This window comes from Streptomyces sp. NPDC043853 (genome assembly GCF_056436025.1).
The window spans coordinates 1-21,443 of the sequence record NZ_JBWKDJ010000009.1; the positions used below are offsets into that span (position 1 = coordinate 1).

The 21,443-nt window shown below is 71.8% G+C and carries 6 protein-coding genes; 1 reads left to right on the forward strand and 5 read right to left on the reverse strand.

Translation table 11 applies throughout. The features are described from left to right. The first annotated feature begins 211 nt into the window (after window positions 1-211). On the forward strand, window positions 212-904 hold the full coding sequence (locus AC067U_RS23200; RefSeq protein WP_478831658.1) for a TetR/AcrR family transcriptional regulator: 693 nt from the start codon (window positions 212-214) through the stop codon (window positions 902-904). A gap of 158 nt (window positions 905-1,062) precedes the next feature. On the opposite strand, the gene AC067U_RS23205 is transcribed toward AC067U_RS23200, so the two are convergent. From AC067U_RS23205 to AC067U_RS23225, 5 genes are all read right to left on the reverse strand, one after another. Then, the gene (locus AC067U_RS23205) at window positions 1,063-2,244 is read right to left on the reverse strand and encodes a cytochrome P450 (protein WP_478831659.1); all 1,182 of its coding nucleotides are present in this window, start codon (window positions 2,242-2,244) and stop codon (window positions 1,063-1,065) included. 81 nt (window positions 2,245-2,325) lie between these two features. Beyond that, window positions 2,326-3,528 carry a cytochrome P450 gene (locus AC067U_RS23210; RefSeq protein WP_478831660.1) on the reverse strand — a complete coding sequence of 401 codons (1,203 nt, stop codon included), beginning with the start codon at window positions 3,526-3,528 and terminating at the stop codon, window positions 2,326-2,328. 117 nt (window positions 3,529-3,645) lie between these two features. Further along, window positions 3,646-4,839, reverse strand: a complete 1,194-nt coding sequence (locus tag AC067U_RS23215) for a cytochrome P450 (RefSeq protein WP_478831661.1) — start codon at window positions 4,837-4,839, stop codon at window positions 3,646-3,648. A 38-nt stretch (window positions 4,840-4,877) separates the two neighbouring features. Next, window positions 4,878-5,096: an MbtH family protein gene (locus AC067U_RS23220; RefSeq protein WP_478831662.1), complete on the reverse strand. Its 219-nt coding sequence runs from the start codon at window positions 5,094-5,096 to the stop codon at window positions 4,878-4,880. Further along, a complete protein-coding gene (locus AC067U_RS23225; RefSeq protein WP_478831663.1) occupies window positions 5,093-21,442 on the reverse strand; it encodes an amino acid adenylation domain-containing protein in 16,350 nt (5,449 codons plus the stop codon). Before AC067U_RS23225 ends, AC067U_RS23220 begins: the two co-directional genes overlap by 4 nt. Window position 21,443: the final 1 nt, after the last annotated feature.

Genomic DNA, 21,443 nt, shown 5'->3' on the forward strand with positions numbered 1-21,443 from the left:
CTGCGGGATGTGCAGATCCACCCCGTCCAACACCCGGTGCTCCCCGTACGCCTTGCGCAGACCGGTAGCCGAAATGGCCGTCATGACATTCCTCCTCTTGAACGGAGTCGACTTGTACATCGTTCAAGTCAGACCATAGAGCCGACTTGCACAGCGTGCAAGTGGCATCTTGAACTTTGTGCAATCCGAAATTCTGATCTACGCTGAGCGCATGCCTCGTGACACGTTGACGCGCGAACAGATCGTTCGGGCTGCTATCGAGCTGCTGGATGCCGAGGGCCTAGAAGGCCTGAACATGCGCAGCCTGGGCAAGCGGCTCGGCTCCGCCGCCACGGCTGTCTACTGGCATGTCAAGAACAAGGACAATCTGGTCATTTTGGCCAGCGACGAGGTGTGGAACGAGATCGGGCTTCCCGACCTCGACGCCGTGGGCTGGCGCACTGCGGCCGCCACGATGGCCCACGACCTCTACGCGATGATCTCCCGGCATCCGTGGCTGGTGATGGCCTTCGCCTCCCAGCCGCTCTACGGGCCGAACAAGGCGCGGCACGACGACCACAGCCTCGCGGTCTACGAGAAGGCCGGCTTCGTCGGAGCGGAGGCCGACCAGGCCACCGCCACCGTCTTCATGTTCGTCCTCGGTAACACGATCGGCATGTCCGCCTCCGTCTCCGTCAACCGGCGACTGAGCCACGGCGGCGGGAACTCCCAGGAACTCATCCGCGAGGCCATGACGCAGGCGACCGAGATCGCGAGGCAGTTCCCGCGGCTCCGCGCCCGTGTCGACGCCTTCGAGAGTGCCGACCCCGAGTACGCCTCGGCCCCCGAGAAGAGCTTCGAGTTCGGCCTCCAGGCCGTGCTCGACGGTCTCGAGGACCGGCTGACGAACCGCGATCATCGGTAACTCCCGTCCGGTCGGGGCTCCTGCCCGCTGCCTTACGAGAACCACGTTAGGAAGCGGCCCTATCGCTTCCTTATCGCCGGACTATCCGGCGTCCCGGAACGCAGGAACTCCCCGTCCGGCATGCCGGACGGGGAGTTCCCACAGGTGCACGGGCACCCTCAGACGGAGCGCACCGACAGTGAGCGCACACCGGTGAATTCGGGGGACCCGAAGAAGACGGGGGCCTCCACCCGCAGGTCGGGGTAGCGGTCCAGCAGCAGGTTGAAGATGACCCGGGTCTCCACCCGTGCCATCGCCGCGCCGATGCAGTAGTGGGAGCCCCGGCCGTAGCCGACGTGCTGGTTGGGCGCCCGGGTCACGTCGAAGGTGTCGGCGTCCGGGAACTGCCGCGGGTCGCGGTTGGCCGCGCCCAGCTGGAGGGCGACCATCTGGCCCTCGGGGATCGTCACGCCGCCGATCTCGACCTCGGCCAGGGTGGCCCGGTAGGAGACGGTGGCCGGCGTGAAGTACCGCATGACCTCCTCGAACATGCCCGGCACCAGCGACCGGTCCGCGCGCACCTTGGCGGCCTGGTCCGGGAAGGACTCCAGGCAGAGCATGGTGTTGCCGATCAGGATCGGGCTGGTGAGGTGGCCGGCGCCCAGCACGGCCACGGCGAAGTTGATGATCTCGTCGTGTGCCATCGGGGTGCCGTCGAGGTACTTGAAATCGATCATCAGGCTGAGCAGGTCCTGCTTCGGCTCCTTGCGGCGCTCGTTGATGATCTCGCCGAGGAACTCGCGCAGCGGCAGCAGCGGACCGAGCAGGGAGTCGAAGTACTCCTCGCCGCCTTCCCCTACCGTGCTCATCCGGACGTTCGTGTCCATGGTCTGGTCGACGGCCTTGAACATCTCGCGGTGTTCGGCCGGGGTGCCGAGCAGTTCGCTGAAGAGGATGCCGGACAGGTCGTCGATGAAGTCACCGAGCAGGTCGAACCTGTCCCGGCCGGCGAGCCTGTCCAGCAGCTCGGTGCCGAGCCGGGTGATCCGCAGTTCGAGGTCGTCCATGGCCTTGGGGCTGAACGCCCTGCCGACCTGCCGCCGCATGTGGATGTGCTCGGGCCCGTTCATCTGGGCCATGTCGCCCTTGATGAGCCTGGCCTGCTCCTCGTCCACATCGAACAGGCGGGTGGAGTCCGCCGTGAAGGACTCCGAGTCGCCCAGGACGGCGAGGACCTCCCGGTAGCCGGTGATGTCCCAGACGCCGAGTTCCTCGTCCCACCTCACTGGCTCCGCGGGCAGTTGCCCGTGGAGCCAGTACTTCTCCGGACCGAGACCCCAGCGCTTCGCGAATTCGCTCATTGCGTTCCCTTGGCTCGTTGTTGCGTCACGTGGTGCGTGCCGAGGGCCATGCGAACGAGGGGCCGGTCCGCAGGCCCTCTATCAGGTGGTACGGACAGGAAGGCTGCGTACGCCCGTGAACTCGGGCGAACCGTAGAAGGCCGGCCGCCGTTCCGGGTCCAGCCTCAGGTCCGGGTAGCGGTCCAGCAGGGCGTTGAAGACCGTGCGGACCTCGACGCGCGCGAGCTGCACGCCGATGCAGTAGTGCGGGCCGCGGCCGTAGCCGACGTGCTGGTTCGGCGACCGGGTCACGTCGTAGACGTCCGGGTTCGGGAACTGCCGCGGGTCGCGGTTGGCGGCACCGAGCTGGATGCAGACCAGCGAGTCCCGGGGAATGAACTTCCCGGCCAGGATCACATCGGTCTCGGTCACGCGGTAGGAGGTCGAGGCCGGGCTGAGGAACCTCATCGTCTCCTCGAACATGGCGGGGAGGAGGGACCGGTCGGCCTTGACCTTGGCCGCCTGCTCGGGGAAGAGGTCCCAGAGCAACAGGGTGTTGCCGATGAGGATCGGGCTGGTGACGTGGCCCGCGCCGAGCACGGCGATCGCGAAGTTCACCAGCTCGTGGTGGGTCATCCTGCGGCCGTCGAGGTACCTGAAGTCGAGCATCAGGCTGAGCAGGTCGTCCTGCGGCTCCCGCATCCGCTCGGCGATGGTCTCGTCGAGGAGCTCGCGGAGCGGCTGCAGCGGGTTGAGCATGGAGCTGAAGTACTCCTCGCCCTCCCGCCCCGAGGTGCTCATGTGCGCGTCCACGTCCATGGTCGCGTTCACGCTGAGGAGGTGCTTGCGGCCCTCGACCGGGGTGCCGATGATCCGGCTGAACAGGATCCCCGAGACCTCGTCGATGAAGTCGTGGATCAGGTCGAAGCGGTCCCGGTCGCCCAGCTCGTCGAGGAGGCCCTCGGCCGTCTCGCGCACCCGTTCCTCGAGGTCGCCGAGGTGCTTGGGCGTCAGCAGCTTGCCGACCTGCCGCCGCATGTGGATGTGGTCGGGGCCGTCCATCTGGGCGATGTCGCCCGCGAAGTACTTGCGGGCCTCCTCGTCGACCTCGAACAGCCGGGCGCTGTCGGTGGAGTACCTCTCCGGGTCGTTGAGGACCTCGCACACCTGGCTGTAGCCCCAGACCTGCCACACACCCAGTTTCTCGTCGTACCAGACCGGCTCGGCCGGCCGCTCGCCGCGCAGCCACGGCCGGCTCTCGGCCAGTTCTGCCAGATCCAGCCGGTTCGCAAAGAGCTTCGTCATCGGTTGTTCCCCCGTGTGGAAAAGGTGGCGCCCGCGCGTCCCGTGGCGCGCGTCCGTGCCCTGCCGGCTCCGGTCACGCGGCCCCCTGGGGCGCCGCGTGGTGCGGAGGTCGTCGGATTACTTGTAGAGGACGTCGAAGGAGCGGACGCCGAGCATGTCCGTCGACGGGAAGAAGGTCGGCGGCTTCTGGGGGTCGCTGGCGAACTTCGGGAAGCGGTCCAGGATCGCGTTGATGGCGATCTTGCCCTCCAGGCGGGCGAGCCGGGTGCCGAGGCAGTAGTGGACGCCGTGGCCGAAGCTGATGGAGTGGTTGGGGCTGCGGCTCGGGTCGAAGACGTTCGGGCGGTCGAACTTCTTCGGGTCGCGGTTGGCCGCGCTCACCCACGGGAGGATCATCTGCTCGGCGGGGATGGTCACCCCGCCGATCTCGACCTCGCGGGTGGTGACACGGGACAGGGTCGCGGCCGGCGGGAGCAGGCGCAGGGCCTCCTCGACGGCTCCGGGGACCAGGGAGCGGTCCGCGCGGACCTTCTCCATCCACGCGGGCTCGGTGTCCAGGCAGGCCATGGTGTTGCCGACCATCATGGTGCTGGTGATGTGACCGGTGATCAGCAGCACGTTGGCGATGTTGACGACCTCGTTGTCGGTGAGGCGCTCGCCGTCCTGCTCGGCCTGCATGAGGTACGTCAGCAGGTCCTCGCGGGGCTGCTTGCGGCGCTGGGCGACCTGGTCGGCCATGTAGTCGAGCAGGGGCTTCAGGCGGGCCTCGGCGGAGTGGATCTGCTCCTCGATGCCCTCGCCGCCGCTGACGAAGTCCAGGCCGGCCATGTTCTCGATGATGTCGAAGGCGACGCCCTTGAAGATGTCGCGCTCTTCGAGCGGGACGCCGAGCAGTTCGGCGATCACGATGACCGGGAGCGGGTAGGCGAGGTCCGCCACCAGCTCGAAGCTGCCCTTCTCCTCGACCTCGTCGAGGAGCTCGTCGGTGATCTTGACGATGCGGCCCTCGAGGCCGTTGATCACGCGTGGGGAGAACGCGGCGCCGATGAGCTTGCGGTACTTGCTCTGCTCCGGCGGGTCCATCTGCGAGATGTCACCCTCCTGGAACTTCGGGTCCACCTGTACCGCGGCGTACGCGGCGGTGGCGGCCGAGAAGGTCTCGTAGTCGCCGAGGATCGCCTCGACCTCGTCGAAGCCGTAGGCGCACCAGGCGCCGATCTCCTCGTCGAACTCGATGGGGTTCGCCGGCCGGATGCCGCGCAGCCACTGGCGGGTGGGGTGGACGTTCCACCGCTCGATGACCTCAGACACTGGTGCTTCCTCTCCGCGTGGGTGTGGGGGTGGGGCGACTACTGGGCGACTGCCATGGCGTCCTGCAGGCTCTTGGGCCGCAGGTCCGTCCAGTGCTCCTCGACGTAGGTCAGGCAGTCCGGGCGGGCGGCAGCACCGAACGCGATGCGCCAGCCGGCCGGGACGTCCGCGAAGGCGGGCCACAGCGAGTGCTGCTCCTCGCCGTTCACCACGACGTAGAACTGGCCGTTCTCATCGTCGAACGGGTTGCTGCTCATACCTGGACTCCATTTCCATCCGCCTGCTTCGCGGAAATCTCCCGGCCGACGATCCGGCAGATCTCGGCGGCGGGTTCCGGCAGCACCATTTCGTGGTGCGTGGTCTCGATGTCGTACTGCTTGATGGCACCCGTGATGTACGGCTTCCAGAGGTCGCCGTAGCGGGCCTCGGGATTGGGCACGGCATTGAAGAACAACGCGTCCCCGTGGAAGACCGGTGAATTGAACCCCGGTGTCAGAGCGGTGTGGTTGAGAATGACGCGGACCGCGTTGTCCAGGAAGGACTCGCCGTCCTCGGTCCCGGCCACGCCCGTGAGCTGCTCCTGGAAGTACTCCCGGAGTGCGGCCGCGGTGGGCGGGGCCTGCGTCACCAGGTAATCGCTGGGGACGCTGTCGAGCATGACCAGCTGCGCGATGTCGTGCCCGCGCCGCTGGAGTTCGGCGGCTATCGCCTGGGCGAACGTGCCGCCGATGGAATAGCCCGCCAGGTGGTAGGGCCCTTCCGGCTGGATCTCCAGGATTTCCCCGACGTAGTCGAGGATCATCTCGTCGATCGACTCGGGCAGTTTCGTCCGGCCGTCGAAACCCTTGGCCTGGATTCCGTGGACGGTCTGGTACTGCGGGAGCCGTCCGGCGAATCCGAGGTAGGGCCAGCATATCCCGCCACCCGGGTGAATGAACCAGAGAGTGCTGTCGTTGGCGGTCGAATTCCCCTTTCCGGCACCGCCCTTGATGGAGAGGACCGCGCCGAAGGGGTCGCCCGCGACGCCGCCGGCGGCGCCTTCCGCCTCCAGGTAGCCGGACAGGTCGGCGACCGTCGGCGAGTCGAACACCGCGCGGAGCGGCAGGTTGACGCCGAGGACCACGCGGATCCGGCTGATCAGCTTGGAGGCGAGCAGGGAGTGGCCGCCGAGGACGAAGAAGCTGTCGTCGATGGTGACCGAACCGATCCCGAGGACCTCGGCGAACAGGCCGCAGAGGATCTCCTCGCGCGGGGTGCGCGGGGCCCGGCCGGCGGACTCGCCCGCCCAGTCCGGGGCGGGCAGGGCCCGCTTGTCCAGCTTCCCGCTGAGGGTGAGCGGGACCTCCTCGATGAGCACCAGCGCCGAGGGCACCATGTGCTCCGGCAGCCGCTCCCGCAGGTGGGCGCGGACCTCGGCGATCAGCTCCGCCGTGGCGTCGGCGGCGGTGGGCACCAGGTAGCCCACCAGGCGGCGGTCGCCGCGCTGGTCGTCGACCACGACCACGGCCCGGTCCACGCCGGGGTGTGCGGTCAGCGCCGTCTCGATCTCGCCGAGCTCGATGCGGAAGCCGCGGATCTTGACCTGGTCGTCGGCCCGGCCGTGGAAGACGAGTTCGCCGTCCGCGTTCCAGGAGACCACGTCGCCGGTCCGGTACATCCGCTCGCCGGGCAGGCCGAACGGGCAGGCCACGAAGCGCTCGGCGGTCACCTTCTGCTTGCCGAGGTAGCCGCGGGCCACGCCGGGACCGGCGAGGTACAGCTCGCCGGCCACCCCGGCCGGGACCGGCTGGAGGGTGGCGTCCAGCACGTACGCCCGGGTGTTGCGGATGGGCCTGCCGATCGGGAAGACCCGGCCGTCGGGGGCCATCGGCGGGGCCATGGTGGCGCACACCGTGGTCTCCGTCGGGCCGTAGACGTTCATCATCCGGCGTCCTGTCGCCCAGACAGCGGCGAGCTCCGGCGGTGTGGCCTCGCCGCCGACCAGGAGGGAAACCACGCTGGTCAGAGCGTCGGCGGGGAGGGAGGCGAGCATCGCGGGCGGCAGCATCATGTGGGTCACCCGGTGCCGGTCGACGGTGTCGGCCAGCGGCAGCCCGGGGGCCAGCTTCTCCTTGTCGGCGACCACCAGGGCGGCGCCGGAGAGCAGCACGGTGAACATCTCGCAGACGGACACGTCGAAGCTCGGCGAGACGAGCTGGAGCATCCGGCTGTCGGGGGTCACCGCCATGCCCTCCACGTGTGCGGCGACCAGGCTGGCGATGCCGCGGTGGGTGACGACGGTGCCCTTGGGCTTGCCCGTGGACCCGGAGGTGTAGATGACGTACGCGGCACTGTCGAGCGTCGCGAACCTGGCGATCCGGGTGATATCGGCAGGATCCGCCGCGGCGACCTCGTCGGCCTCGACGACCTCGTCGACCCGGAGGGTCGGCAGACCGTGCCCGGCGAGCACCTCTGCGGCGGCCGCGTCGACCACGGCGAGGCGGGCGCCCGAGTCCTCGACCATGTAGGCGATGCGCTCGGCCGGGTAGGTGTGGTCGACCGGCAGGTAGGCGCCGCCGGCCTTGGTCACGCCCAGCAGGGACACCACCAGGTCGGGCGACCGGCGGGTGGCCACCGCCACCACCGTCTCAGCTCCGACGCCGCGCCCGGCGAGGGCGGCGGCGACCCGGTCTGCGCGCTCGTTCAGCTCCCGGTAGGTGAGCACCCCGTCCTCGTGGATCACGGCGACGGCGTCCGGGGTGGCGGCGACCTGCCGCTCGAACAGGTCGGCGATCGTCCCGTCCCGGGTGGGCACGGAGGTGCCGTTGAGGCCCTGGAGCAGGTGCTCCCGTTCGGCCGGCGGCAGCATGTCCACCGCGCCGAGGGGTACGTCGGGGTCGGCGACGAGCCGGCCCAGCACGCGGGCGAAGCGGGCGGCGATGCCCTCGGCCGCGGCCTGCTCGAACACGTCCTCCTGGTACTCCATCACCACGTGCAGGGAGTCGTCGGCGGCGGCCGCGATGCCCAGCGGGTAGTGCGTGCCGTTGCCGGTGCTGACCCCGGTGATCGCGATGCCGCCGTTGGCGGTGGCGTCCACGAGGCCGTCCCGGTCCATCGGGAAGGACTCGAACACCACCACGGTGTCGAACAGCTTGCTGAGCCCGGTGCTCCGGGTGATCTCGGTCAGGCCGATGTGGTGGTGGTCCATCAGCGGGCCCTGCCGGTCCTGCAGGCCGGTCAGTACCTGGCGCAGGGTGTGCCAGGGGGACAGTTCGACTCGCACCGGAAGGGTGTTGATGAACAGGCCGGCCATCGCCTCGACGCCCGGTACGGCCGGCGGGCGGCCGGAGACGGTGGTGCCGAACACCACGTCCTGTCGGCCGGTGAGCTGTGCCAGCACCGTCGCCCAGGTGCCCTGGACCAGGGTGTTCAGGGTGATGCCCAGGCCGGCGGCGCTGCGCACCAGCTCCCGCGCGGTCTCCGAGGACAACGGGATCTCGATCTGGCCGACGCGCTGGGGGTCCACCTCGGACCCGGCGTGCGGGGCGATCAGGGTGGGCTCCTCGACGCCGGCGAGCTCGGCGGCCCAGGCCCGGGCGGACGCCTCGGCGTCCTGCTCCGACATCCACACCAGGAAGTCCCGGTACTTGCGGACCCGCGGCAGGACGGAGGCGTCGCCGGAGGACCCGTACAGGCGCAGCAGCTCCTGCATCAGGATGCTCAGCGACCAGCCGTCGAGCAGGGCGTGGTGCGAGGTGAGCAGCAGTTCGGCGGTGTCGGGGCCGGTCAGGGCCAGTGACATGCGGAGCAGCGGCGCGCGGGTGGGGTCGAAGCGGTCGGCCTGGTCCTCGGCCATGAAGCGTTCCAGCTCCTCGGCCCGGCGCTGCGGGTCGAGGTCGCGGAGGTCGATGGACTCCCAGGGGAGTTCGACCTCGTCCAGGACGAGTGCCACCTGGTTGCCGGCCGCGTCGGGGACGAAGGCGGTGCGCAGGTTGGCGTACCGGTCGAGGAGGGCCTGGCCGGCGGCCCGCAGGCGGGCCGGGTCGACCGCGCCGGAGAGGTCGTACACCACCTGGACGTGGTAGGCGTCGTAGGCGGTGTCGGCCATCAGTGACTCGAACAGCAGTCCGGACTGGAGCGGGGTGAGCGGCCATACGTCGCTGAGGGACGGGTGGCGGCGCTCCCAGGCCTCCAGCTCGCTCTGGCGGACACTGACCAGCGGTACGTCGGAGGGGGTGAGGCCACCGGCGCCGGGCCGGTCCACGTGGCGGGCGAGGCCCTCCAGCGCGGTCCGCCACAGCCGGGCGAGCTCCTCCACGTCGGTGCGGGCCAGGACGCCCGCGGGGAAGCCGAACCGGACGCCCAGCCGGGGTCCGTCGGGGGTGTCGGTGACGGCCGCGTTGATCTCCAGGGTGGACATGACGGGCATGTCGGCGTCGGGGACGGCGATGAGCTCGCTCATGCCGGGGGTCTGGGTCCAGCCGAGGCCGCGGAGTTCCTCGGGCATGTCCGCTTCCGAGAAGCGGCCCAGGTAGTTGAAGGCGATCTGGCCGATGCCGTGGTCCTTCAGCTGCGGTGCGGTCTCCTCGTTGAGGTAGCGGAGGAGGCCGTAGCCCAGGCCCTTGTCGGGGATCCGGAGCAGCTGCTCCTTGACGGCCTTGATCGCGCTGCCGGCCGCGGGGCCACCGGTGAGGGCGTCGTCGAGGTCGGCCTCGCCGATGTCCAGGCGGACCGGGAACATGCTGGTGAACCAGCCGATGGTGCGGGACAGGTCGGCGCCGGGCACGGCTCCTTCCTCGCGGCCGTGGCCCTCCAGCTTGACCAGCAGGGAGGACTCGTCGATGCCGCGGGCGCGGCGCCACTGGGCGACGGCGACGGCGAGCGCGGTGAGCAGGCCGTCGTTGACGCCGCCGCGGAAGGCGGCGGGTACGTCGGTCAGCAGGGCCTCGGTGGCCCAGTCCGGCAGCTTCAGCCAGACGTGGTCCACGGTGGAGACGACGTCGACGGCCGGGTCGATGTCGCGGGAGCCGAGCAGCGGGTCCGGGCCTTCGACCACGGACTTCCACAGCTCCAGCTCGGCGACCCGCTCCGGGGAGACGGCCTCGTCCATGAGGGCCTTGGTCCAGCGGCGGACGGAGGTGCCGACCGCGGGGAGCTCCGGCTCCTCGCCGTCGCGGATCTTCCCCCAGGCCTCGGCGAGGTCCGGGAGCAGGATGCGCCAGGACACGCCGTCGACGACCAGGTGGTGGAGGATCACCAGCAGCCGGCCGGCGCCCCGGGAGGCGTCGAACCAGACGAACTGCGCCATGACTCCGGCGGCGGGGTCGAGGCGGCCGGTGGCGGCGTCGAGCTCCTCCGCGGCGCGGGCCAGCCACGCCTCGTCGTACGCGCCGTCCCAGGCGATCCGGGTCACCAGGGCGGCGAGGTCGGTGGAGCCCTGGGGTTCCACGACCATGCCGCCGTCGGCGAGCTTCGAGCGGAGCAAGTCGTGCCGGTCCCAGACCGCGCCGAGGGTGGCCAGCAGGCCGGACTCGTCGATGCCGACGGGCAGGTCGGCGACGGTGGACATGGTGAACCGGCCGTATCCGCCGCCGAGTTCCATCAGGTAGCGGGCCACGGGCAGCAGCGGCATGAAGCCGGTGCCACCGCCCTCCAGCTCCTCCAGGACCACCGCGGCACCCACGCGGGCGCCGGCGATCAGCGCCAGCTCGGCCACCGTGCGGTGCTGGAAGACCTCGCGGGGGCTGACCTCGACCCCGCGGGCGCGGGACCGGGACACCACCTGGATGGAGCGGATGCTGTCGCCGCCGATGGCGAAGAAGTCGTCGTCGACACCGACCCGGTCCGTGCCGAGGACCTCGGCGAAGACGGCGGCGAGGGTCTCCTCGACCTCGTTGGACGGGGCCCGGTAGACCTCGCCCTTGAAGACGGGGTCGGGGAGGGCGGCGCGGTCCAGCTTGCCGTTGGGGGCCAGCGGCAGCCGGTCCAGGACGACGAAGGCGGACGGGACCATGAACTCGGGCAGCCGGGCCGCGGCGAAGCGACGCAGGTCGGGCACGGACACACCGGTGGTGAGGTCCAGGCTGTTCTTCTTCGCCGCTTCCTCGCCGGCGTCGCCGGTGCGGGCCGGGACGACGTAGCCGACGAGCTGCTTGGCCTCGCCGGCGCCGGCGCGGACCAGGACCACGGCCTGCTCCACTCCGGGGTGGGCGGTCAGGGCCGCCTCCACCTCGCCGGGCTCGATGCGCAGGCCGCGGATCTTGACCTGGGCGTCGCCGCGGCCGACGTACTCCAGGCGGCCGTCGGCGGTCCAGCGGGCCAGGTCGCCGGTGCGGTACATCCGGGAGCCGGCCGGGCCGAACGGGTCGGCGACGAACCGCTCCGCGGTCAGGGCGGGACGGCCCCGGTAGCCGCGGGCGACGGAGCTGCCCGCGACGTAGAGCTCGCCGGCGACGCCCGGCGGGACCGGGGTCAGGCCGGAGCCGAGGACGTACGCGCGGACGTTGCCGAGCGGGGTGCCGATCGGGGCGCCGCCGGCGCCGTGCAGGTCCTGGTCGGCGGGGAGGGCGAAGGCGGTGGCGTAGAAGGACTCGGTCTGGCCGTAGCCGTTGACCACGCGGACGCCGGGGAAGGCGGTCCGGGCCCGCTCGATCAGGGCGGCCGGGAGGGCCTCGCCGGCGAACACCAGGGTGTCCACCTCGGTCTTCCCGGCGATCTGGTCGAGGAGTTCGGCGAAGACCGAGGGGACGGAGCTGATCACCGCGCCCGACCAGCGCTCGCGCTCGCCGAGCTCCAGCACGTCGCGGACGATCTCGGCGGTGCCGCCGGTGGTCAGGGCGGTCATGATCTCGAACACCGACACGTCGAAGTTGACGGAGGTGCCGGCCAGGACCTTGCCGCCCCGGCCGATGCCCAGCGCGTCGACCAGGCCGGGCAGTGCGGCGGTCACGTTGCCGTGGGTGACGGTGACGCCCTTGGGGACCCCGGTGGAGCCCGAGGTGTACATCACGTACGCCGTGTTGCCGGGGAGCGGGGCGGCCTCGGGGGCGGTCGCGTCGCCGGCGGTCAGGTCGAGGGCGTCGAGGGACAGCCGCGGGGTCGGGTGCTCGGGCAGCACCGGGGCGGACTCCTCGTCGACGAGGAGGAGCTCCGGGGCGGCCTGGTCGAGCATCAGCCCGAGGCGGGCGCTGGGGTAGCGCGGGTCGATGGGCAGGTAGGCGGCGCCGGACTTGAGGATGCCCAGCATCGCGACGACCAGGTCGGCGGAGCGGGACACGGCCAGGCCGACCAGCGATTCCGCGCCGATGCCCCGTCCGGCCAGGGCGCGGGCCACCCGGTTGGCGCGCTCGTCGAGCTCGCGGTAGGTGAGGGTGAGGTCGCCGTGGACCACGGCGGGCGCGTCCGGGGCGGCCTCGGCCTGCCGGGCGAACAGCTCCGGGACGGTGGCCGGGGGCACGGCGGCCTCGGCGTCGGGGCGGCCGGCGAAGCCCGCGAGGAGTTCGCGCTCGCCGTCGACGAGCACGTCCAGCGCGCCGATCTGCTGCTGCGGGGCCGCGACGAGCTGGCCGACGAGCCGGGTGAACCGGTCGGCGAGCTTCTCGACGGTGGTCCGGTCGAACAGGTCGGTGGCGTACTCGAGGTAGCCGATGACGCCCTGGCCGGGGATGTCACCCATGTTGAAGAACAGGTCGAACTTCGCGGTGGCGGTGGCCGAGGGCTCCCACGTGACCGTCAGGCCCTGCATCTCGAAGTCTTCGCGGGTGATGTTCTGCCAGGCGAACATCACCTGGAACAGCGGGTGGTACGCGGTGGAGCGCTCCGGATTGAGGAGCTCCACCAGCCGCTCGAACGGCGCCTCCTGGTTGTCGTAGGCGGTGAGGGCCTTGCCGCGGACCTGCCCCAGCACCTCCTCGAAGGTGGGGTTGCCGGAGACGTCGGCGCGCAGCACCCAGGTGTTGACGAAGAAGCCGACGAGTTCGGCCAGTTCGGCGTCGGTGCGGTTGGCGATCGGCGAGCCCATGGTGATGTCGTCGCCGCTGCCGAGGCGGCTCAGCAGCACCGCGAGGGCGGCCTGCAGGACCATCGCGGCGGTCGCGCCGTTCGCGCGGGCGAGTTCCTCGACCGCGGCCGAGACCTGCGGGGCGAGGCCGAACTCCACGATGTCGCCGTGGTGGCTCGGGGCCGGCGGGCGCGGCCGGTCGGCGGGCAGCGGGAGCGGCTGCGGCACGCCGGCCAGTTCCTTCTGCCAGTACGAGGCCTGGGCGGTGAGCACGCTGTCCGGGTCCTCGGCCTCGCCGAGCAGCTCGCGCTGCCACAGCGTGTAGTCGACGTACTGGACCGGCAGCTCGTCCCAGCCGGGTGCGGTGCCGGCCCGCCGGGCCGCGTAGGCGGCGCCGAGGTCGCGGGCGATCGGTGCCATCGACTCGCCGTCGACGGCGATGTGGTGGATGACCAGGACGAGGCGGTGCTCCTGGGCGCCGGAGCGCAACAGCACGGCCCGGACCGGGATCTCGGTCGCCATGTGGAAGGGGCGTTCCAGCACCTGGGAGACCGCGGCGGCGACGCCGTCGGCGGCGATGTCGACCAGCGGGATGGCCAGGTCGATGCCGTCCACCGGGACGACCTGCTGGTACGGGTGGCCGTCGGCGTCCTCGACCATCAGGGTGCGGAGGGTCTCGTGGCGGGCGACGACGTCGCGCACGGCGGCCCGGAGGGCCTCGGCGTGCAGGTCTCCGACGAGCTTCAGCACGAAGGACTGGTTGTACGTGGAGGAGGGTCCCTCGAAGCGGTCCACGAACCACAGGCGGCGCTGCGCGTAGGACAGCGGGATCCGCTCGGGCCGGGGCTCGGCTCGGCGCAGCGGCGGGCGGGCCGGGCCGGCCGTGGTCAGGTGCCCGGCGAGTTCGGCGACGGTGGGCGCGTCGAAGACCAGGCGGACCCGGAGGTCGGCGCCGAGAACGGCGCGGATCCGGTTGACCAGGCGGGTGGCCAGCAGGGAGTGGCCGGTCCGGGCGAAGAAGTCGTCGTCGATGCCGATCCGGTCCACGCCGAGCACCTCGGCGAACAGGCGGCAGAGGACCTCCTCGTTCGCGTTGCGCGGGGCGCGGTAGGGGGTTCCGGTGAACTCCGGCTCGGGCAGCGCGGCCCGGTCGACCTTGCCGTTGGGCAGCAGCGGGAACCTGTCCAGGGTGACGAACGCGGCGGGCACCATGTGGTCGGGCAGCCGCGCGGACATCCAGCCGCGGAGGTCCGCGGGGGCCTGCTCGCCGGCCGGGACCAGATAGGCCGCCAGGTACTTCGAGCCGGTGCCGCTCTGGCCCTCGCGGGCCACCACCAGGGCCTGGGAGACCCCGTCGTGCTCGGCGAGGACGGCCTCGACCTCGGCGGGCTCGACGCGGACGCCGCGGATCTTGACCTGGCCGTCGCCGCGGCCCACGTATTCGAGGCGGCCGTCGGCGGTCCAGCGGGCCAGGTCGCCGGTGCGGTACATGCGGGAGCCGGCCGGGCCGAACGGGTCGGCGGTGAACCGCTCCGCGGTCTGGGCGGGACGGCCCCGGTAGCCGCGGCTCAGCGAGGCTCCGGCGACGTACAGCTCGCCGGTGACGCCGGGCGGGACCGGCAGCAGGCCGGCGCCGAGCACGTAGGCGCGGACGCCCGGGAGGGGCTCGCCGATCGGGGCGCTCGCGCCGCCGGTCCACTCCTCGCCGTCGCCGAGGGAGAAGGCGGTGGCGTAGAAGGACTCGGTCTGGCCGTAGCCGTTGACCACGCGGACGCCGGGGAAGGCCGCGCGGGCCTTGGCGACCAGGGCGGCCGGCAGGCCCTCGCCGGCGAAGACCAGCGCCTTGGGGTCGATCCGGCCGGGCAGGTCGTCGAGCAGTTCGGCGAAGGCCGAGGGGACGGAGCTGATGACGTCGGCGGACCAGTCGTCGCGCTCGCCGAGGGCGAGGACGTCGCGGACCAGCTCGACGCTGCCGCCGGTGGACAGCGCGGAGAAGATCTCGAACACCGACACGTCGAAGTTGATCGACGCGCCGGCCACGACCCGGGCTCCGGGGCCGGTGCCCAGGGCGGTGACCAGGCCCGGGAGGGCGTTGGTGATGTTGCCGTGGGTGACGGCCACGCCCTTGGGGATGCCGGTGGAGCCCGAGGTGTACATCACGTACGCGAGGTGGTCCGGGGTCAGCGGCACGGCCGGGTCGGACGGGTCGGCGCCCTCCTGCTCGACCTGCGGCAGGAACGCCCGGGGGATGTCGGTGGCGGGCAGTACGGCCTGTGCGCCGGAGTCCGTGAGGACCAGCGAGGGAGCGGCGTCGGAAAGGATGAACTCCAGGCGGCGGCTGGGGTACTCGGGGTCGATCGGTACGTACGCGGCCCCGGACTTCCAGACGCCGAGCAGGGCGACGACCAGGTCGGGGGTGCGCGGCAGGGCGACGGCGACCACGGACTCGGGGGTGACGCCGCGGGCGGTGAGGCCGCGGGCCAGCCGGTTCGCGCGCTCGTCGAGCTCGCGGTAGGTGAGGGACCGGTCGCCGTGGACCACGGCGACCGCGTCGGGGGTGGCGGCGGCCCGGGCGGCGAACACCGCCGGGACGGTGGTACCGGGGGCGGCGGCCGCGGTCGCGCCGCGCAGGACCTGCTCCCGCTCGCCGGGGGCGAGGACGTCCACGGAGGCGACGGGCGCGTCGGGGTCGGCGACCAGGTGGGCGAGGACCCGCTCGAAGCGCTCCGCGAGGGTGTCGGCGGCGTCCCGGTCCAGCACGTTGCGCTGGTACTGCAGGGACAGCTTCAGGTTGGGGTCGGCGTCGGCCATCACGGTGACCGGGTAGTGGGTGCCGCTGAACGGGGTGATGCCGGTGATCGAGACTCCGGAGGAGGCGTTGGCCTCGCTCAGTCCGACGTGGTCGACCGGGTAGGACTCGAAGACCACGATGGTGTCGAACAGCGTGTTCGTGCCGGCGGCCTGGTGGATCTCGGTCAGGCCGTAGTTGTGGTGGTCGAGGAGGGCGCCCTGCCGGTTCTGCAGGGAGCGGAGCAGCTCGGCGAAGGACTCGCCGGGGGCGCACCGCACCCGCACGGGCAGGGTGTTGATGAACAGGCCGACCATGGACTCGACGTCCTGGACGGCCGGCGGGCGGCCGGAGACGGTGGCGCCGAAGGCGACGTCCTGGCGGCCGGTCAGCTGGGCCAGCAGCACCGCCCAGGCGCCCTGCACCAGGGTGTTCAGGGTGACGCCGAGGTCGGCGGCGCGGGCGGACAGCTCCAGCGAGAGGTTGCCGGTGAGCGGGACCTCGACGTGGCCGACGTCGTCGCTGTGGGTGTCGGGGCCCTTGTCGGGAACCAGCAGGGTGGGCTCGTCGAACCCGTCGAGCTCGGCCGTCCAGGCCTCGGCGGCCGCGTCCTTGTCCTGGTCGGCCAGCCACACCAGGAACTCGCGGAAGCCGCGGACCCGGGGCAGGCCGGTGGCGTCGCCGCCGGTGCCGTAGAGGCGCAGCAGGTCCTGCATCAGCCAGGGCACCGACCAGCCGTCGAACAGCACGTGGTGGGCGGTGAAGACCAGCGCGGACCGGTCGGGGCCGCGGGTGATCAGGGTGATGCGGAGCAGCGGCGGGGCGACCGGGTCGAAGCGCTGGTTGCGGTCCTCGGCGAGGAACCGCCCGAACGCGGCCTCGCCGTCGGCCTCGCCGGTCATGTCGATGTGCCGCCAGGGCAGTTCGACGTCGTTCAGGACGAGCGAGACCAGGTCGCCGGCCTCGTCGGAGACGAAGGCGGTGCGCAGGTTGGCGTACCGGTCCAGGAGGGCCTGGCCGGCGGCCCGCATGCGGGCGGCGTCGACCGGTCCGGACAGGTGGTACGCGAACTGCATCTGGTACGCGTCGTAACCCGCGTCGGCGGCGCCGTCGGACAGCATGGACTCGAAGAGGAGTCCGTTCTGCAGCGGGGTGAGCGGCCAGACGTCGGTGAGGGAGGGGTAGCGCCGCTCCCAGGTCTCCAGCTCGCGCTGGCGGACGGTGACCAGCGGCACGTCGGAGGGGGTGAGGCCGCCGGCGCCGGGCTGCGCGGCGTGGCGGACCATGCCCTCCAGGGCGGTCTGCCAGAGCCCGGCGAGCTGTTCGACGTCCTCGCGGGCCAGCACTCCGGTCGGGAAGCCGAACCGGGCGGTGAGCTGCCCGGAGTCGGTGACCAGGGCGTTGATCTCCAGGGTGGACATGACGGGCATGTCGGCGTCGGGCACGGCGATGAGCTCGTTGGTGCCGGGGGCCTGGGTGAAGCCGAGGCCGCGGAGCTCCTCGGGCATGTCGGCCGAGTTGAAGACGCCCAGGTAGTTGAAGGCGATCTGGCCGGTGGGGTGCTCGGCCAGGACGGCGGCGGTGTCCTCGTTGAGGTAGCGCAGCAGGCCGTAGCCCAGGCCCTTGTCGGGGATCCGGAGCAGCTGCTCCTTCACGGCCTTCAGGACGCTGCCGGCCGCGGCGCCGCCGTTGAGGGCGTCGTCGAGGTCGGCCTCGCCGATGTCCAGGCGGACCGGGAACATGCTGGTGAACCAGCCGATGGTGCGGGACAGGTCGGCGCCGGGCACGGCGCCTTCCTCACGGCCGTGGCCCTCCAGCTTGACCAGCAGGGAGGACTCGTCGATGCCCCGCTGCTGCCGCCAGCGGGAGACGGCGACGGCGAGCGCGCCGAGCAGGCCGTCGTTGACGCCGCCGCGGAAGGCGGCCGGGACGTCGGCGATCAGGGCGCTGGTGGTCTCCGCGGGGACCTTGAGCCAGACGTAGTCGACGGCCGAGATGACGTCGGTGGCGGGGTCGATGTCGCGGCAGCCGATGAGCGGGTCCGGGCCTTCGACCTGGGACTTCCACAGCTCCAGTTCGGCGGTGCGGGCGGGGCTGTGCGCCTCGTCGACGAGGGCCTTGGTCCAGCGGCGGACGGAGGTGCCGACGGCGGGGAGCTCGGGGGTGCGGCCGTCGCGGATCTTCCCCCAGGCCTCGGCGAGGTCGGGGAGCAGGATGCGCCAGGACACGCCGTCGACGACCAGGTGGTGGAGGCTGATGATCAGGCGGCCGGCGCCCTGGCCGGCGTCGAACCAGACGAACTGCGCCATGACTCCGGCGGCGGGGTCGAGGCGGCCGGTGGCGGCGTCGAGCTCCTCCGTGGCGCGGGCGTACCAGGCGTCGTCCCAGGCACCGTCCCACTCCACCCGGTGGATCAGGGGGCCGAGGTCTACGGAGCCCTGCGGGTCGACGGTCATGCCGCCGTCGACGAGCCGGGAGCGGAGCAGGTCGTGCCGGTCCCAGACCGCTGCGAGGGTGGCGGTGAGGCCGTCCCGGCCGATGCCGGCCGGCAGGTCGGCGACCGTGGACATGGTGAACCGGCCGTATCCGCCGCCCAGTTCGAGGAGGTAGCGGGCCACGGGCAGCAGCGGCATGAAGCCGGTGCCACCGCCTTCGAGCTCCTCCAGTACGACGGCCTGGCCGACGCGGCCGCCGGCGAGCAGGGCCAGCTCGGCCACGGTGCGGTGCTGGAAGACCTCGCGGGGGCTGACCTCGACCCCGCGGGCGCGGGACCGGGACACCACCTGGATGGAGCGGATGCTGTCGCCGCCGATGGCGAAGAAGTCGTCGTCGACACCGACCCGGTCCGTGCCGAGGACCTCGGCGAAGACGGCGGCGAGGGTCTCCTCGACCTCGTTGGACGGGGCCCGGTAGACCTCGCCCTTGAACACCGGGGCGGGGAGGGCGGCGCGGTCCAGCTTGCCGTTCGGGGCCAGCGGCAGCCGGTCCAGCACCACGAACGCGGACGGGACCATGTACTCGGGGAGGCGGGCCGCGGTGAACTTGCGGAGCTCCGCCATCGACACGCCGGCCGTCAGGTCCACGTGCAGGTCGCCGATGCTCTCGTCGGCGCCCTCGGTGGTGACAGTGGCGACGGTGCCGACCGGGACGACGTAGCCGACGAGCTGCTTGTTGCCGGCCCGCTCGTGGACGGTGACCACGGCCTGGGCGACGCCCGGGTGGGCGGTCAGCGCGGCCTCGATCTCGCCCGGCTCGATGCGCAGGCCGCGGATCTTGACCTGGGCGTCGCCGCGGCCGGCGTACTCCAGCCGGCCCTCGGCGTTCCAGCGCGCGAGGTCGCCGGTGCGGTACATACGGGAGCCGGCCGGGCCGAACGGGTCTGCGACGAAACGTTCCGCCGTGAGTCCGGCGCGGCCGTGGTAGCCGCGGCCGACCACACCGGCCACGTAGAGCTCGCCCACGACACCGGGCGGCACCGGGGTCAGGCCCGCGCCCAGCACGTACGCGCGCATGTTGCCGAGCGGCTCACCGATCGGCACGCTGCTCGTCGCGTCCCAGTCGTCCGCGCCCTCCACGGTGAAGGTGCCGGCGTAGAAGGACTCGGTCTGGCCGTAGCTGTTGACCACGCGGACGCCGGGGAACGCCGCCCGGGCACGGGCGATCAGCGAGGCGGGCAGTGCCTCGCCGGCGAACACCAGGGTGTCCACCTCGGTCTTGCCCGAGATCTGGTCGAGCACCTCGGCGAAGACCGAAGGGACGGAGCTGATCACCGCACCCGACCAGCTGCCGCGCTCGCCCAGCTCCAGCACGTCGCGGACCACCTCGACGCTGCCGCCTGAGGTCAGCGCCGTGATGATCTCGAAAACCGAGACGTCGAAGTTGATGGAGGTGCCGGCCAGCATCTTCGAGCCGGGACCCACGCCGACCACCGAGGCCAGCCGCATGACGCCGTTGACCACGCCGTGGTGGGTGATCGCCACGCCCTTGGGGGTACCGGTGGAGCCGGACGTGTACATCACGTACGCCAGGTTGTCCGGGCGCAGCGCCGCCGGCACCGGCGCCGGATCGGCCGCGTCCAGGTCGAGGTCGTCCAGGAACAGCGCCGGGGCGTCGTGCTCCGGCAGCCCGGCCGCGGTGGCCGCGTCGGTGAGCAGCAGGGCCGGACGGGCCTGCGAGAGCACCAGGGCGAGCCGGGCGCTCGGGAAGCGCGGGTCGATCGGCAGATAGGCGGCCCCGGACTTCATGATGCCGAGCATCGCGACGACCAGGTCGGCGGAGCGCGGCAGCGCGAGGCCCACCAGCGACTCCGGCCGTACGCCCCGCTCCAGCAGGGCGCGGGCCAGCCGGTTGGCGCGGTCGTCCAGCTCGCGGTAGGTCAGGGACTCCTCCCCGAAGACCACGGCCACCCCGTCGGGGTCGACGGCGACCTGCTGCTCGAACAGCTCGGGGACGGTCAGCTCGGGGGTGGAGGCGGCGGTCTCGGCGAAGCCGGCGAGCATCTCGCGCTCGCCCGGCAGCAGCACGTCGACGGCACCGACCGGGCGCTCCGGGTCGGCGGCGAAGTGGCGCAGTACCTGCAGGAAGCGGGCGCCGATGTTCTCCACCGTGCCGCGGTTGAACAGGGCGGTGGCGTACTCCAGGACGCAGCGCATGCTGCCGTCGGCCGGGTCGACCGCGAAGTTGAACTCCAGGTCGAACTTCGCGGTGTGGGTCGGAACGGCCTCCAGCACGCCGGTGGCGCCCGGCAGGTCCAGGGTGAGGCGGTCACTGCTCTGCCAGGTGAACATCACCTGGAACAGCGGGTTGTACGCGGTGGAGCGCTCGGGGTTGAGCACCTCGACGAGCCGCTCGAAGGGCGCGTCCTGGTTGTCGTAGGCGGCGAGCGCCTTGTCCCGGACCCGGTCGAGGACCTCGCCGAAGGTGGGTGCGCCGGTCAGGTCGGTGCGCAGCACCCAGGTGTTGACGAAGAAGCCGACGAGGTCGACGAGGGCCTCGTCGACGCGGCCGGCGATGGTCGCACCGAGCGGGATGTCCTCGCCGGCGCCCAGGTGGTGGAGGAGGACGGCCAGCGCGGCCTGCATGACCATGGGGGTGGTCGCGCCGTGCTTGGCGGCCAGGGCCTCGGCGGCGGCCAGCAGGTCGGCGTCGACGGCGAAGTCGACCATGTCGCCGCGGTGGCTGAAGACGGCGGGGCGGGGGCGGTCCAGGGGCAGGCGCAGCTGCTCGGGGGCGCCGGCCAGTTCCTGGCGCCAGTAGGCGAGCTGCTCGGAGATGACGCTGTCGGGGTCGCTCTCCTCACCCAGCATCTCGCGCTGCCAGAGGGTGTACTCGCCGTACTGGACGGGGAGTTCCTCCCAGTCCGGGGACTCGCCGTGGAGTCGGGCGGTGTAGGCCTCGGCGAGGTCGCGGGTGAGCGGGAGCATCGACTCGCCGTCGGCGGCGATGTGGTGGATGTTGAGGACGAGGACGTACTCGCCGGGGGTGCCGGTCACCAGGTGGGCGCGGACCGGTATTTCGGCGGCGAGGTCGAAGTGGTGGCCGATCTGCGCGGACACGGCGGCGTCCACGCCGTCCGGGTCCACGGTGATCAGGGGGATGTCCAGGTCGAGCCGGTCCTCCGGCACGACCTGCTGGGCCGGCACACCGTCCTCGTCGACGACGAAGACGGTGCGCAGGCTTTCGTGCCGGATGACCACGTCACGCAGTGCGGCGGAAAGGACGTCCCGGTCGAGCGTCCCGCGGAACCGCAGCAGGAACGGGATGTTGTAGGTCGCCGACGGCCCCTCGAACCGGTCGATGAACCACAGGCGCCGCTGGGCGAAGGACAAGGGGATCATT

Bases quoted from the DNA above. Each gene is read 5' to 3' on its own strand.
- AC067U_RS23200 (WP_478831658.1), top strand. From the start codon at position 212: ATGCCTCGTGACACGTTGACGCGCGAACAGATCGTTCGGGCTGCTATC.
- AC067U_RS23205 (WP_478831659.1), bottom strand. From the start codon at position 2,244: ATGAGCGAATTCGCGAAGCGCTGGGGTCTCGGTCCGGAGAAGTACTGG.
- AC067U_RS23210 (WP_478831660.1), bottom strand. From the start codon at position 3,528: ATGACGAAGCTCTTTGCGAACCGGCTGGATCTGGCAGAACTGGCCGAG.
- AC067U_RS23220 (WP_478831662.1), bottom strand. From the start codon at position 5,096: ATGAGCAGCAACCCGTTCGACGATGAGAACGGCCAGTTCTACGTCGTG.
- AC067U_RS23225 (WP_478831663.1), bottom strand. From the start codon at position 21,442: ATGATCCCCTTGTCCTTCGCCCAGCGGCGCCTGTGGTTCATCGACCGG.